This window comes from Brachybacterium sp. Marseille-Q7125 (genome assembly GCF_023062615.1).
In the GTDB taxonomy this organism is placed as follows: Bacteria; Actinomycetota; Actinomycetes; order Actinomycetales; family Dermabacteraceae; genus Brachybacterium.
Genome location: NZ_JALLAL010000015.1, coordinates 24791 through 38871 on the forward strand (window position 1 = coordinate 24791; position 14081 = coordinate 38871).

The 14081-nt window shown below is 70.5% G+C and carries 12 protein-coding genes and 1 tRNA gene; 2 read left to right on the forward strand and 11 right to left on the reverse strand.

Translation table 11 applies throughout. The features are described 5' to 3' along the window. Positions 1–90 precede the first annotated feature (90 nt). Positions 91–1563 carry a 30S ribosomal protein S1 gene (gene rpsA / locus MU407_RS05620; RefSeq protein WP_246956041.1) on the reverse strand — a complete coding sequence of 491 codons (1473 nt, stop codon included), beginning with the start codon at positions 1561–1563 and terminating at the stop codon, positions 91–93. A gap of 343 nt (positions 1564–1906) precedes the next feature. Then, positions 1907–4627, reverse strand: a complete 2721-nt coding sequence (polA, locus tag MU407_RS05625) for a DNA polymerase I (RefSeq protein WP_246956043.1) — start codon at positions 4625–4627, stop codon at positions 1907–1909. A 65-nt stretch (positions 4628–4692) separates the two neighbouring features. Here polA and MU407_RS05630 point away from each other — a divergent pair, with 65 nt between their 5' ends. Further along, on the forward strand, positions 4693–5259 hold the full coding sequence (locus MU407_RS05630; protein ID WP_102235921.1) for a hotdog fold thioesterase: 567 nt from the start codon (positions 4693–4695) through the stop codon (positions 5257–5259). 5 nt (positions 5260–5264) lie between these two features. On the opposite strand, the gene MU407_RS05635 is transcribed toward MU407_RS05630, so the two are convergent. Beyond that, positions 5265–6644, reverse strand: coding sequence for an amino acid ABC transporter substrate-binding protein (locus tag MU407_RS05635; protein WP_246956046.1), 1380 nt, complete (start codon positions 6642–6644; stop codon positions 5265–5267). Between the two features lie 61 nt (positions 6645–6705). Beyond that, entirely contained in the window at positions 6706–7365 is a 660-nt protein-coding gene (locus tag MU407_RS05640) for a response regulator (protein WP_102236008.1), read from the reverse strand. 104 nt (positions 7366–7469) lie between these two features. Between MU407_RS05640 and MU407_RS05645 the strand changes: the two genes are divergently transcribed. Then, positions 7470–7552: transfer RNA gene (locus tag MU407_RS05645), tRNA-Leu, on the forward strand. A 95-nt stretch (positions 7553–7647) separates the two neighbouring features. On the opposite strand, the gene pyk is transcribed toward MU407_RS05645, so the two are convergent. The 7 genes from pyk to MU407_RS05680 all read right to left on the reverse strand — a co-directional run bounded on the left by pyk (position 7648) and on the right by MU407_RS05680 (position 14081). Beyond that, positions 7648–9117: a pyruvate kinase gene (pyk, locus tag MU407_RS05650; protein WP_102235919.1), complete on the reverse strand. Its 1470-nt coding sequence runs from the start codon at positions 9115–9117 to the stop codon at positions 7648–7650. Positions 9118–9331: 214 nt separating this feature from the next. After that, entirely contained in the window at positions 9332–10258 is a 927-nt protein-coding gene (gene lgt, locus MU407_RS05655) for a prolipoprotein diacylglyceryl transferase (RefSeq protein ID WP_102235918.1), read from the reverse strand. Positions 10259–10314: 56 nt separating this feature from the next. After that, on the reverse strand, positions 10315–11151 hold the full coding sequence (gene trpA / locus MU407_RS05660) for a tryptophan synthase subunit alpha (protein WP_102235917.1): 837 nt from the start codon (positions 11149–11151) through the stop codon (positions 10315–10317). Then, the gene (gene trpB, locus MU407_RS05665; RefSeq protein WP_246956063.1) at positions 11148–12368 is read right to left on the reverse strand and encodes a tryptophan synthase subunit beta; all 1221 of its coding nucleotides are present in this window, start codon (positions 12366–12368) and stop codon (positions 11148–11150) included. Before trpB ends, trpA begins: the two co-directional genes overlap by 4 nt. 46 nt (positions 12369–12414) lie before the next feature. Beyond that, the gene (trpC, locus tag MU407_RS05670) at positions 12415–13248 is read right to left on the reverse strand and encodes an indole-3-glycerol phosphate synthase TrpC (RefSeq protein WP_102235915.1); all 834 of its coding nucleotides are present in this window, start codon (positions 13246–13248) and stop codon (positions 12415–12417) included. A 66-nt stretch (positions 13249–13314) separates the two neighbouring features. Further along, positions 13315–13749 carry a DUF2752 domain-containing protein gene (locus MU407_RS05675; protein ID WP_233190678.1) on the reverse strand — a complete coding sequence of 145 codons (435 nt, stop codon included), beginning with the start codon at positions 13747–13749 and terminating at the stop codon, positions 13315–13317. A gap of 32 nt (positions 13750–13781) precedes the next feature. Then, positions 13782–14081, reverse strand: coding sequence for an HGxxPAAW family protein (locus tag MU407_RS05680; RefSeq protein WP_102235913.1), 300 nt, complete (start codon positions 14079–14081; stop codon positions 13782–13784).

The following is a 14081-nucleotide window of genomic DNA, read 5'->3' on the forward strand; positions in this document are numbered from 1 at the left end:
CAGGCGCCCCCAGACAGCGCTGCGGCCCGGCCCCTCGGTGGGGGCCGGGCCGCAGCGGGATGCTCAGGGAGCGATCAGTCGGCGCTCAGATCAGTTGCCGGTGAGCTTGGCGCGCAGGGCCGCCAGCGCCTCATCAGAGGCCAGGGTGCCCTCATCCGAGGAGCTCGACTGGTAGGAGGCCTGCGTGGGCGTGGACTGGCCACCACCGGCCGGGGACGGAGCGTTCGCGGACTCCTCGTCGGCCTTGATGGCCTCGGCGACCTGGGCCTTGTGAGCGGTCCAGCGCTCGTAGGCGGCCGCGTACTGGGCCTCCCACTCCTCGCGCTGCGCCTCGTAGCCCTCGAGCCACTCGTTGCTCTCCGGGTCGAAGCCCTCGGGGTACTTGTACTCGCCGTTGGCGTCGTACTCCGCGGCCATGCCGTACAGGGCCGGATCGAAGGTGGTGTCGTCGCCCTCGGGGTCCACGCCCTCGTTCGCCTGCTTGAGCGACAGAGAGATGCGGCGACGCTCGAGGTCGATGTCGATGACCTTGACGAACACGTCCTGATCCACGGTGACGACCTGCTCGGGCAGATCCACGTGGCGCTGGGCCAGCTCGGAGATGTGCACCAGGCCCTCGATGCCGTCCTCGACGCGCACGAACGCACCGAAGGGCACGAGCTTGGTGACCTTGCCCGGGACGACCTCGCCGATGGCGTGGGTGCGGGCGAACAGCTGCCAGGGGTCCTCCTGGGTGGCCTTCAGCGACAGGGACACGCGCTCGCGGTCCATGTCGACGTCGAGCACCTCGACGCTGACCGGCTGGCCCACCTCGACAACCTCGGACGGGTGGTCGATGTGCTTCCAGGACAGCTCGGAGACGTGCACCAGGCCGTCGACGCCGCCGAGGTCCACGAAGGCACCGAAGTTGACGATCGAGGAGACGACGCCGTCGCGCTTCTGGCCCTTCTGCAGGGTCTGCAGGAAGTCGGAGCGGACCGCGGACTGGGTCTCCTCCAGGTAGGCGCGGCGGGAGAGGACCACGTTGTTGCGGTTCTTGTCCAGCTCGATGATCTTGGCCTCGATCTCCTGGCCCACGTAGGGCTGCAGGTCGCGCACGCGGCGCATCTCCACCAGGGAGGCGGGGAGGAAGCCGCGCAGGCCGATGTCCACGATGAGGCCGCCCTTGACGACCTCGATGACGCGACCGGTGACGACGCCGTCGTCTTCCTTGATCTGCTCGATCGAGCCCCAGGCGCGCTCGTACTGGGCGCGCTTCTTGGACAGGATCAGGCGGCCTTCCTTGTCCTCCTTCTGGAGGACCAGGGCCTCGATCTCGTCGCCGACCTCGACCACCTCACCGGGGTCGACGTCGTGCTTGATGGACAGCTCGCGCGAGGGGATGACGCCCTCGGTCTTGTAGCCGATGTCCAGGAGGACCTCGTCGTGATCGACCTTCACCACGGTGCCCTCGACGATGTCGCCATCGTTGAAGTACTTGATGGTGGCATCGATGGCGGCCATGAGATCGTCGGCGCCGCCGATGTCGTTGATGGCGATCTGGGGGGTCGTGGTGTCGGTCATGTAGGTAAGGACTCCGTCGGGACAGGAAATGAGTAGGGTCAATGGACGTGCAGGCCCGGAGGGCCGACCGGCGCCAGGGCGCACGGGGGCGCACTCGCAACAGGCCGTTGGTCAGCCTACCAGGGGTGCCCTGCCCATGCGAGGCCTCGGGGCCGATGGGGACGACGCCGCGGTGTGAGATCCGTCCCGGTCGCGGGCCCTAGGCCGCTGCGCCCTCGAATCAGCCTGATCAGGCCGAGCCCACGCGGGTTGCGGACTCCATGATCGCGGGGACCCAGATGGCATGGGCTCAGTGCCGCAGCGACGTCATGGCTCAGGGCCTACAGGTTTCAGTGCGCTTGCCTCAGTGCGCGGCCTCGAGCCAGCTGCGACCCACCCCCACGCCCACCTCGAGCGGAACCCGCAGCTCGTACGCCGAGCCCATCGACTCCTCGACGATCTTCCGCACCTGATCCAGCTCCCCGGGAGCCACCTCGAGCACGAGCTCGTCATGGACCTGCAGCAGCATGCGGCTGCTCAGCTCGGCCTCGCGCAGACGCTGCTCTACGGCGAGCATCGCGAGTTTGATGATGTCGGCGGCGCTGCCCTGGATCGGGGAGTTCAGCGCGACCCGCTCGGCATTCTCGCGGCGCTGCCGGTTGTCGCTGGTGAGGTCCGGCAGGTAGCGGCGCCGCCCCAGGATCGTCTCGGTGTAGCCCGTGGAGCGGGCACGCTCGACCGATTCGTGCAGGTAGTCGCGCACCCCGCCGAAGCGCTCGAAGTAGCCGTCGCGCAGCCGCGTGGCCTCCGCCCGGGAGATGCGCAGCTGGCGGGAGAGCCCGAAGGCGCTCAGCCCGTAGGCGAGGCCGTAGGAGACCGCTTTGGTCTTCGACCGCATCGCCGGGTCGACCGCATCGGGGCTGACGTCGAACACACGCGAGGCCACAAAGTTGTGGAGGTCCTCGCCGGAGCGGAAGGCCTCGATGAGCCCCTCGTCCTGGGACAGGTGCGCCATGATGCGCATCTCGATTTGGGAATAGTCGGCGGTGAGCAGCGACTCATAGCCCCGGCCGGCCACGAACACGCCGCGGATCCGGCGGCCCTCCTCGGTGCGCACCGGGATGTTCTGGAGGTTCGGGTCGGTGGAGGCCAGACGCCCGGTGGCGGCGGCGGTCTGCTGGAAGGTGGTGTGCACCCGCGAGGTCTCATCGACCACCTTGTCGAGGCCCACGAGGTACCCGGTGAGCTTGCTCATCTCCCGGAAGCGCAGCAGCCAGGCGAGGAAGCGGTGCCCGGCGCTCTCCGGCTCGAGGGTCTCCATCAGGTCGGTCAGCGACTCCGCATCCGTGGAGTGACCGGAGGAGATCTTGCGGGTGGTGGGCAGGCGCAGGGTCTCGAACAGCACCACCTGCAGCTGCTTGGGGGACGCGAGGTTGACCTCCTCCCCCACGATCTCACCGGCCTCGCGGCGGGCCTGCGCGACGAACCCCTCGAACTCCTCACGCAGTGCCGCGAGCGCTTGGGTGTCGATCGCGATGCCGCGCTCGTGCATCGTCTCGAGCACCCTCTGCAGGGGCCGCTCGAGGTCATCGAGCAGTTCGCGCGCCCAGGCCGCGTCGCCGAGCTGCGCATCGAGCGCCGCGGCGGCCGGGTGCAGGGCGGCGGAGGACTGGGCGAGCCGGGCCCCAGCCCGGTCGATGTGCTCGGCGCGCTGCTCAGCGGTCTCCTTCTTGAGGGTGGTGGCGGCCGGCTTGCGAGGGCGCGGCTCGAAGCTCGCCCCTCCCAGGTCTGTACCGATCGCCTCGGCGTCGTAGCTGCGCGCCCCGGGGCGCAGTACAAAAGCTTCGAGCGCCAGATCGCGCAGGGGCGCCTCGGGATCCAGCGGGTAGCCGTTCTCCTGCAGCCACTGCCGCACGGCAGGGACATCGGCCATGAGCAGCTGGGGTGCAGCGGCCAGGGCGTCCGCGAGAGCGGTCGAGGTGTCGGAGTCCAGCTCAGCCAGCGCCACCCAGCCGCGGGCGGTCTCACTCGCCAGCCCCAGCAGGGGGCCGCCGCGCACATCGTCCGCACCGTCGACGGCGAGCACGCCACCCCCGTCGAGCAGCTGCGCGAGCTCTTCCGCGCCGGTGACCTGGAGGACCTCGGCCTCCTGCGCGAGGGTCTCCTGCTCGGCCTCGGCGAGGCTCTCGCCCAGCAGGGCGGCCGGCAGGTCGCGGCGGATCGTATCGCCGAAGGCGAGGTCGTCGAAGACCTCGAGCACGCGGGTGCGGTCGCCGTGCCCCAGCTCGTAATACGCGGGATCAGTGGGCAGGTCGAGGTCCGTCACCGCGGCGTTCATCTGCCGGTTCCGGCGCACGGCCTCGAGGTTGTCCCGCAGGGACTGGCCGGCCTTGCCGCGGATCTCGTCGGCGCTCTCGAGCAGGGTCTCCAGGTCGCCGTGCTGGGTGAGCCATTTCGCGGCCGTCTTGGGGCCCACCCCGGGCACGCCAGGGAGGTTGTCGGCGCTCTCCCCCACCAGGGCGGCGAGCTCCGGGTACTGCTCCGGCGGGACGCCGTACTTCTCCTGGATCGCGGCGGGGTCCATGCGGCGCATCTCGGTGACGCCCTTGACGGGCTGCAGGAGGGTGACCTGCTGGCCCACCAGCTGAATGGCATCACGGTCGGAGGAGACGATGAAGGTCTCGTGGCCGTCGCCCTCCGCGCGGGTGGCGAGGGTGGCGATGATGTCGTCGGCCTCGTAGTCCTCGTAGGTCAGCCAGCGCACCCCGAGGGCGTCCAGGACCTTCTGGATCAGGTCGATCTGGCCGTGGAAGGCCTCGGGGGTCTCCTCGCGCCCGCCTTTGTACTGGTCGTAGATGCGGTCGCGGAAGGTCCCGCCCGGCAGGTCGAAGGCGACCGCGAGGTGGGTGGGCCGCACGGAGGCCACCACGTTGATGATCATGCGGGTGAAGCCGTACACCGCGTTGGTGGCCTGGCCACGGCCGTCGCTGAACCCGTCGGCGGGCAGCGCGAAGAAGGCGCGGAAGGCCATCGCATGGCCGTCGATCAGCAGCAGGCGCATCTCATCGGGGTCGCTCGCAGTCATGCTGGCCATCCTCCCATGCCCGGTGCGCGGCGCAGGGGTCCGACGGGGCATGAGATCCTGCCGGCATGCCGAACTCCGATGCCCACCACGCTTCCTCCAGCAACCCCGCAGACGCCACCGAGGCCACCGCTGCTGCCCCCGATGCGCCGACGACCGGCGCCGCTGCCGCGCCCCACCGCACCACGGGAGCCGCTGCCGCGGCGAGCCCGGAAGAGCTCACGGCGCTGCAGGCGCAGTGGGCGCCGCTGCTCGAGGACACCCTGGTGGAGCGCTGCGGAATGCAGGTGCTGTCCCTCGGGGCCGATGGGGGCGTGATGACGATGCCGGTGGCAGGGAACACGCAGCCGGCCGGGCTGCTGCACGGTGGGGCGACGATCGCACTGGCCGAGACCGTCGCCTCGCTCGCCGCGACCCTGCACGCCCGCGCGGTCCACGGTGAGGGTGCCCATGCCGTCGGCACCTCCGTCTCGGCGCTGCATCATCGCTCGGCCCGCCAGGGCGAGGTGCGCGCCACCTGCACGGCACGGCAGCTGGGCGGAAAGGTCGCCTCCTACCTCGTGGATGTGCACGATGAGGCGGGGGTGCTGATCAGCACGGTGACGGTCTCGACGATGCTGCTCGCCCCGCGCTGAGCCGGTCAGGCGCCGGGATCCTCGAATCCCGTGGCGTTGCCCGGCGCGAGGACGTTCGCCTCGGTCCAGCTGTACTCGCGCAGCTCACCGGTGCGGATATCGGCCTGCGGGCCCAGCTCCACGGCCCCCATCCGCCCGTTGTAGGCGATGGTGGTGCGGTCCTTGCCGGACAGGCCCTGGCGCAGGTGGCTGCGGCACATCTCGTAATCCGTGCATTTCTCACTGCCGGTGAGGATGGCCGGCAGGCCCGCTGCGATCGCCGTGCCCTCCACGGACAGCGCATGCTGCGCGGCCAGACAGATCATCATCACGGCGTCATAGCCGTGCTGGGAGTAGCCGTAGCCGGTGCGCAGGAACTCCCTGCTCTGGCGCAGCATCATGTTCTCGTGGTCGGCGGTCAGCGCCGCCCCCGGCTCGAAGGCGGTTGCCTTGGTCAGACACTCCGGGGCGAGGTCCTTCGCGATCGGCTCGCGGGAGAAGTCGATCACAGAGCCCGGGGACAGGCGCGTGGGGATCTCGATCTTCGGGCGCTGCCCCTCATCGAGAGTGGCCTTGTACAGGGCGGAGAGGAACGGCGCAGCCTCGGCCCCGCCGTTGAGCACCAGCAGCGCCGGCGGCTTCTTGAGCACCTTCTTGACCCGCGCACCCACGTCGCCGAAATCGCCGGGGGCGTAGAACTGCTCGGAGACGAGCTTGCCGTTGTTGGGCTGCAGCCGCTGCTGCAGCTCATAGGCGAGGCTGCGGCCCTGGGCGGTGTCCTCGGAGATCAGCGCGACATGCCCGGCGGTCCCCCCGCGGTCACCACCGCCGTCCAGCGCCATCTCCGCGTACCACGCGGCGAGGGTGCGCTCATTGGGAGACAGGCGCACCAGGAGGTTCGCGGTCTGCACCTCGGCGTCACGCACCGTCATCCCGGAGCTCATGAGATCCACGACGGCCATGCCCCGCTCGACGAAGGTGGGCATCGCGCCGATCAGTGATTCTTCGTCGATGCTCGTGATGACGACGGTCGCGCCCCGGTCGGCGAGGTCCTCGATGATCGGGGCGAGATCCTGCCCGGGCTCGGTCATCACCTCGCGGCCCAGGATCGAGATCTCGTTGCCGAACAGCCCCTTCCAGCGGGAGTTGACGTCGATGCGGGCCTCGTCGATCGCGATGCGGATGGCGTCCTCGGCCTTGCCCATCCGGCCATAGCTCGCGCCGATCTGGCCGATCACCAAGGTGGCGTCCGGCTCCTCGAGTTTCGTCGGCTCCGGTGCGGTGGTGGTCGTCCGACGGCGACCGCCGCGGCCGCGCACCGGCATGTTCCCGCAGGCGCTCAACAGTCCAGCACCCAGCACACCGACGCCGAGCGAGCGCACGAGGTCACGTCGCCTGACCGTCATCCGCTCTCCCCTCCCCGCCCGCCGCAGGTCTCCGCTCGGAGCCGCGATGCGCCGTACGTCCTCAGTCCTTGGTCTGCCCCAGCTGGTCGATCACCGCATCGGCGACCTCACGCATGGTCAGACGGCGGTCCATCGACGTCTTCTGGATCCACCGGAAGGCCTCGGGTTCGGTCAGCCCCATGTTGGTCTGCAGCAGGCCCTTGGCGCGGTCCACCCGCTTACGGGTCTCGAAGCGCTCACCGAGATCCTGGATCTCGGCCTCCAGCTGGGTGATCTGCTGGTAGCGGGAGATCGCGATCTCCACCGCGGGCAGCAGGTCGGCGGGGGTGAAGGGCTTGACCACGTAGGCCATCGCACCGGCATCGCGGGCGCGTTCGACCAGCTCGGCCTGCGAGAAGGCGGTGAGCATGACCACCGGGGCGAGGTTCTCCTCGCCGATCCGCTCGGCGGCGGTGACCCCGTCGGCCTGCGGCATCTTCACGTCCATCACCACGACATCGGGACGCAGCTCCCGGGTCTTGGCCACGGCGCTCTCCCCGTCGCCGACCGCGGCGACGACCTCGTAGCCGGCCTCGGTGAGGGTCTCGACGATGTCCATGCGGATCAGGCTCTCGTCCTCCGCGACCACGGCGGTGCGGTGGACGGGCGCCTCGGAGACAGCCTCGGGGGCGTCCTCGGGGGCAGCGGAGTCGTCGGGAAGGGGTGCGGTGTTGTCGGTCATGTCGCCCTGTACGTCATAGGGGTCCGGTCGCAGGTGCCGGGCACCCGCGGCGAGGACCATACGGTCATCAGCGGTATCCTAGTCCAGCCCACCGTGGTGGGCTGGCCGGGTTGGCGGAATGGTAGACGCGGCGCACTCAAAATGCGCTGTCCGCGAGGGCGTGCGGGTTCGAGTCCCGCACCCGGCACCGCTCCCTCCGGGGAAGACGGCGCCTCGCCCCCATCCCGGGGGCGAGGCGCCGTCGTCTGTGCGCCTGCGCGAGTCGTCTGTGCGCCTGCGCGATCAGCCCTGCGGGCCCGAGGCGATGGAGTCGGCCTCCATGCGCGCGGACTCGGTGCCGTCGAGGTCACCGATGCGGTGCACGCGCAGCGAGTTGGTGGAGCCGTGGACACCGGGGGGCGAACCGGCCGCGATCACCACGAGGTCGTTCTTCTGCAGGCCCTTGTGCTCGCGTAGCAGCTCGTCGACCACGCGGACCATCGCGTCGGTGTCCTTCTGCATGGGCACCAGGTGCGCCTCGATGCCCCAGGTGAGGCCGAGCTGGCGGGCGACCTCGGGGTACGGGGTCATCGCCAGCAGCGGGATGGTAGGGCGCAGGCGGGCCAGCCGGCGCGCGGTGTCCCCGGACTCGGTGAAGGTCACGAGGTACTGGGCGGAGAGCTGGTCGCCGATCTCGGCCGCCGCGCGGGTGATAGCACCGCCGCGGGTATGCGGAATGGTGCCCAGCGGCAGGATGCGATCCGCACCGTTCTCCTCGGTGTTGGTGACGATGCGGGCCATGGTGCGCACGGCCTCGAAGGGGTAGGAGCCCACGCTCGTCTCGCCGGAGAGCATGACCGCATCGGCGCCGTCGAGAATCGCGTTGGCGCAGTCCGAGGCCTCCGCACGGGTGGGGCGCGGGTTGGTGATCATCGACTCGAGCACCTGGGTGGCGACGATGACGGGCTTGGCGTTGCGGCGGGCCAGTTCGATGGCGCGCTTCTGCACCAGCGGCACCTGCTCGAGCGGCAGCTCCACACCGAGGTCGCCGCGAGCGACCATGATGCCGTCGAACGCGCCGACGATGGAGCGCAGAGCACGCACGGCCTGCGGCTTCTCGATCTTCGCGATGACGGGGACGCGGCGGCCCTCCTCATGCATGATGCGCAGCACGTCGTCCATGTCGTGGGCGTCGCGCACGAAGGACAGGGCCACGAGGTCGCAGCCCAGACCCAGGCCGAAGCGGAGGTCCTCGATGTCCTTCTCGCTCATGGCGGGCACGGACACCGCCACGCCCGGCAGGTTGATGCCCTTGTTGTCGGAGACGGGGCCGGGCACCTCGACGACGGTGGTGACCTCGGTCTCGGAGACGTCGGTGACGCGGACCGAGACCTTGCCGTCATCGATCAGGAGCACGTCGCCCGGGCGGCAGTCGCCCGGCAGGCCCTTGAACGTCGTGGAGACGCGCTCGCGGGTGCCCTCGATGTCCTCAGTGGTGATGACGAAGGTCTCGCCGATCTCGAGGTCGTGGGGACCGTCGGCGAACTTGCCCAGGCGGATCTTGGGGCCCTGCAGGTCCACGAGGACAGCCACGTTGCGGCCCAGATCCTCGGCGGCACGACGGATGTTCTCGTACACCGCGGCGTGATCCTCATGGGTGCCGTGGCTGAAGTTCATCCGGGCCACGTTCATGCCGGCCTCGATCAGTGTGCGGATCTGCTCGTAGGTGTTGGTCGCCGGTCCGAGCGTGCAGACGATCTTCGCTTTGCGCATGTCAACCCATCTGTTGTTCCGAAGGCGGGTCGCAGGGCCTCGGCGCCGCGTCGATGCGCGGCCTGCTGCGGGCCCCGCGACATCGCGTGTGCTGCCCCCTAGTGTTTCACACCGAGACGGGTATCTCACCGGGACCCACGGGACGGCACGGCGCAGTGGTCCCAGCAGGCGGTTGGCCCATCAGGTGGTGAGCTCTCCGCGGGCTCAGCGGACCTCAGGTGTCGGAGGTGGGCGGCGCAGGGTCTGTGGGCGGGGTCCCGGACTTCTCGACCTCGTCGTCGGGGCCGTTGCCCGCGGTGTGGGCGGGCAGCGTGAAGGAGCCGTCGGCCGCGCGGACCTCTCCCCCACGGCGTGCGCCGCGCCGGGTCAGCGCCACCACGATCGCGACGCCCACGAGGGCCATGACGATCGCGACCAGCGTGTGGATGCGCAGCGGTCCGACCATGAGCACGGGCTCGGAACGGATCGCGTCGATCCCCGCGCGGCCGGTCGAATACAGCGCCACGTACAGCCAGAACACACGGCCGCCGCCCAGGCGGAAGCGGCGCTCCAGAAGCAACAGCACAGCGAGGGCCGCGAGGTTCCACAGCTGCTCGTACAGGAAGGTGGGATGGTAGGTGCCCGGGGTGCAGCCGCCGATGGTCACGCCGTTGGTTACGCACGTGACGTCCCAGGCCCACCAGGCATCCAAGGGCGGGCCGTACAGCTCTTGGTTGAACCAGTTGCCGAAGCGGCCGATCACCTGGGCGATCAGCAGGGTGGGGGCGATGGTGTCCGCAAGCGCGGTGAAGGACACGCCCTTGATGCGCGCCATGATCCACACCGCGAGGGCACCACCGGCGACGGCGCCGTAGATCGCGAGGCCTCCCTGCCAGATGTACAGGGCGGACAGCGGGTCGCCGTCGGGTCCGAAGAACGGGGCGGGGCTGGTCAGGACATGCCAGATGCGGGCCCCGATGATCCCGGCGATCACAGCGGCGAAGACGATGTCGAACATCGTGTCACCGTCGCCGCCGCGGCGCTCCCAGCGTTTTGTGGCCCACCACAGGGCCACCCCGATGCCGGTGAGGATGCACAGGGCATAGAAGTGGATCGTGAGCGGTCCGAGGGAGAGCGCGGAGATCGAAGGACTGGGGATCATGCGCGCGCTCCTTGCTTCGCCGGTGCCATCAGGGGGGTCATCGCTGCCGTGTCCGCTCAGGCGCGGGCGCGCTCGACGCCGGAACGCAGATCCTGCGCGACCGCGGCGAGGGCGCTGCGGGCTCCGGCGGGATCGTGAGCGTGCTCCAGCAGGGTGCGCACGAAGGCGGAGCCGACGATCACTCCGTCAGCGTAGGCGCCGACCTGCGCGGCCTGCTCACCGTTCGAGACACCGAGACCCACGCAGACGTTGCGGGCTCCGGCCTCGCGGGTGCGGGCGACAAGGCCCTCGGTGGCCGCGGAGACGCTCGCGCGGGTGCCGGTTACGCCCATCGTGCTGGCGGCGTAGACGAAGCCGGTGGTGTGGGAGACGACGTGCACGAGGCGATCGCGCGGTGAGCTGGGGGCGACCAGGAAGATGCGGTCCACCTGGTGCTGTTCGCTCGCGGCGATCCACTCCCCCGCCTCATCGGGGATGAGATCCGGGGTGATGACGCCCGCACCGCCGGCGGCGGCGAGGTCGCGGGCGAAGGCCTGAGGGCCATAGGCGAGCACGGGGTTCCAGTAGCTCATGACGGCGATCGCGGCGCCGCGTCCGGCGAGGGCCTTGACGGCCTGCAGGACCTGGCCGGTGCGGGTGCCGCCCGCGAGCGCTGCCGCGGCGGCTTCCTGGATGACGGGACCGTCCATGACGGGATCGGAGTAGGGAAGGCCCAGCTCGATCATGTCGGCGCCGTGGTCGATGAGGGTCTTCGCGGCGTCGATCGACCCCTCGAGGTCCGGGTAGCCGACGGGCAGGTAGGCGATCAGGGCGGCGCGGTTCTCGCCGCGAGCGCGCTCGAGCACCTCTCCGGTGCGCAGGCGGGCGGTCTCGGCGGCGCTGGCGGGGCTCATCGCGTCTCCTCGGGGGTCGGGGTGCCGGTGGTGCGGGCGGCCTCCCGCAGGGCGGCGAGGTCACCGCGGGCGGGGTCATCGCCGACGAGGCCGAACCAGCGTGAGGCGGTGTCCACGTCCTTGTCGCCGCGCCCGGAGAGGCTCACGAGGATGATGGCGTCCTCCCCGAGCTCGCGGCCGAGCTCGAGAGCCCCGGCCAGGGCGTGCGCGGACTCGATCGCGGGCATGATGCCCTCGGTCATGGACAGCAGCGCGAAGGCGTCCATGGCGGGGCCGTCGTCGATCGCCCGGTACTCGGCGCGGCCGGTGTCGGCCAGCCACGCATGCTCGGGGCCGACGCTGGGGTAGTCCAGGCCCGCGGAGACGGAATGGGATTCGATGGTCTGTCCGTCCTGGTCCTGCATGACGAAGCTGCGAGCGCCGTGCAGCACGCCGGGGGATCCGCCGGTGATGGTGGCGCTGTGGCGGCCGCTGGCGATGCCGTCTCCCCCGGCCTCGCAGCCCAGCAGCCGCACCTCGGCGTCATCGAGGAAGGCGTGGAAGATGCCCATCGCGTTGGAGCCCCCGCCCACGCACGCCACCACGGCATCCGGCAGGCGGCCGGTGCGCTCGAGGGTCTGGGCGCGAGCCTCTTCGCCGATGATGCGGTGGAAGTCGCGGACCATCTGCGGGAACGGATGCGGTCCGGCGACGGTGCCCAGCAGGTAGTGGGTGGTCTCGACGTTCGCAACCCAGTCGCGGAACGCCTCGTTGATGGCGTCCTTGAGGGTGCGCGAGCCCTGCGTCACAGGCACCACCTCGGCACCCAGCAGGCGCATGCGCGCCACGTTGAGGGCCTGCCGCTGGGTGTCCTCCTCGCCCATGTACACGGTGCAGTCCAGGCCCAGCAGAGCGGCGGCGGTCGCGGTCGCGACACCGTGCTGGCCGGCCCCGGTCTCAGCGATCAGGCGGGTCTTGCCCATGCGCTGAGTGAGCAGGGCCTGGCCCAGGACATTGTTGATCTTGTGGGAGCCGGTGTGGTTGAGGTCCTCGCGCTTGAGCAGCACGCGGGCGCCGCCGGCCAGGCGGGAGAAACGCGGGACGTCGGTGAGCAGGGAGGGACGGCCGGTGTACTCGCGGGCCAGGGTGCGCAGCTGGGCGGTGAACTCGGGGTCCACCACGGCCTTCTCGTACACCTCGGTGAGCTCATCGAGGGCCGGCACGAGTGCCTCGGGCAGGAAGCGTCCGCCGAAGTCACCGAAGTAGGGCCCGGTGTGGGCGCGCTCATGCGCGGGCTCCTTCCTGCGAGGCGCGGCCGCGGCGGGGGACGGTGCGGAAAGCACGGACCGCGGCGGCGGGGTCACCGGAGGTCACGAGGGCTTCGCCCACCAGGACGGCGTCAGCGCCGGCCGCGGCGTAGGACTGAACGTCGGTGATGTCCGCGACGGCGGATTCGCCGATCGCGAGGGGACCGGCGGGGATGCGGGCCAGCAGTCCCGCTGCGCGGTCCAGGTCCACCGTGAGGTCCTTGAGGTTGCGGGCGTTCACGCCCACGATCGCGGGATCGAGGGCGAGAGCCCGTTCGAGCTCCTCCTCGGTGTGGGTCTCCACCAGGGCATGCATCCCCAGCTCCCGGGTGAGGGCGAACAGCTCGCGCAGCAGCGGATCTTCGAGGGCCGCGACGATCAGCAGCACGAGGTCGGCGCCGTGGGCGCGGGCCTCATGCACCTGGTAGGGCTCGACGACGAAGTCCTTGCGCAGCACAGGCACGTCAACGCGCGAGCGCACGGCGTCGAGGTCGGCGAGGGTGCCGCGGAAGCGCCGCTGCTCGGTCAGGACGCTGATGGCGCTCGCGCCGGCATCGGCGTAGGTGGCGGCCAGCTGGGCGGGCTCGGGGATCTCCGCGAGGGCGCCCTTGGAGGGGCTCGAGCGCTTGACCTCGGCGATCAGTCCCATGGTGCTGCCATCCCCGGCGAGGTGGGCGCGGGCGTCCAGGGCGGGGGCGGCCTCCTGGGCGAGGCGGATGATCTGGGGCTCGTCGATCGTGGCGCGGCGGGCGGCGAGGTCCTCGCGCACTCCGGCGATGATGTCGTCGAGCACGGTTCCGGTGGTTCTCACGCGGTCCTCCTGGGGCGGGCGGATCGAGCGGACGGCGCTGCGGGCTGCGGCGCGTCCTGGCGGTGGTCAGCCGCCGACGTACGAGACCGGGGCGAGGAACCAGAAGGCCGGGAGGTTCCGCGCGATGGTGAAGAGCAGGACGACGCCCAGCAGCACGAGCAGGGTGGTGCGCGAGGGCAGCAGATCCAGGGGGCGGCCCTGGACACGACGGATGGTCCACAGCACGAACCCGGCAGCGACGAGCGGCAGGGCAAGAGTGGTCAGTGCATTGGAGCGCAGCGCCATGAGCAGGTCCCCCGCCAGCACCGCGTGGACGGCGCGGATCGCTCCGCAGCCGGGGCATTCGATGCCCGTGAGGTGGTTGATCAGACACAGGGGCACATGCGTCGTGAAGGGGTTGAATACCGCCTGCACTCCGAGGGCGAGGGCGACTGCCCCGCCGACGATGCCCAGGGGCAAAAGGGCCCGGTGGATGCCTCGCCGCGGCGCGGGCGAGGTCACGGGCGCGCCGTGCTCCGTCCGCGCCGTGAGGGTCACTTGTGCGCGGCTTCGGTCCGAGCAGCTGCCGGGGCGACGGCGGGCTTGCCGTACTCCTTGGGCTGGCCCATACCGGCCCGGGACATGATGATGCCGACGATGATGGACAGCGCGATCAGTCCGGCACCCACCCACAGCAGGAAGCTGAGGTCCGTGCCACCGGCCATGTCGCCGCCGACCATGCCGACGGCGATCACCACGGCACCCAGGACGATCCCGATGTTCATGGTCCAGCCCGCGGCAGTCTTGCCCTCGTTGTGGTGGGGCGGGGGCGGCACGGCGTAGCTCTTCGGCAT

What these genes read in the sequence shown, in the direction of transcription:
- trpA (WP_102235917.1), bottom strand. Translation starts at nt 11,151, where the DNA reads ATGAGCCCCGCCAGCGCCGCCGAGACCGCCCGCCTGCGCACCGGAGAG.
- MU407_RS05680 (WP_102235913.1), bottom strand. Translation starts at nt 14,081, where the DNA reads ATGCCGAAGAGCTACGCCGTGCCGCCCCCGCCCCACCACAACGAGGGC.
- rpsA (WP_246956041.1), bottom strand. Translation starts at nt 1,563, where the DNA reads ATGACCGACACCACGACCCCCCAGATCGCCATCAACGACATCGGCGGC.
- MU407_RS05640 (WP_102236008.1), bottom strand. Translation starts at nt 7,365, where the DNA reads ATGACCGACAACACCGCACCCCTTCCCGACGACTCCGCTGCCCCCGAG.
- polA (WP_246956043.1), bottom strand. Translation starts at nt 4,627, where the DNA reads ATGACTGCGAGCGACCCCGATGAGATGCGCCTGCTGCTGATCGACGGC.
- pyk (WP_102235919.1), bottom strand. Translation starts at nt 9,117, where the DNA reads ATGCGCAAAGCGAAGATCGTCTGCACGCTCGGACCGGCGACCAACACC.
- MU407_RS05635 (WP_246956046.1), bottom strand. Translation starts at nt 6,644, where the DNA reads ATGACGGTCAGGCGACGTGACCTCGTGCGCTCGCTCGGCGTCGGTGTG.
- MU407_RS05630 (WP_102235921.1), top strand. Translation starts at nt 4,693, where the DNA reads ATGCCGAACTCCGATGCCCACCACGCTTCCTCCAGCAACCCCGCAGAC.
- lgt (WP_102235918.1), bottom strand. Translation starts at nt 10,258, where the DNA reads ATGATCCCCAGTCCTTCGATCTCCGCGCTCTCCCTCGGACCGCTCACG.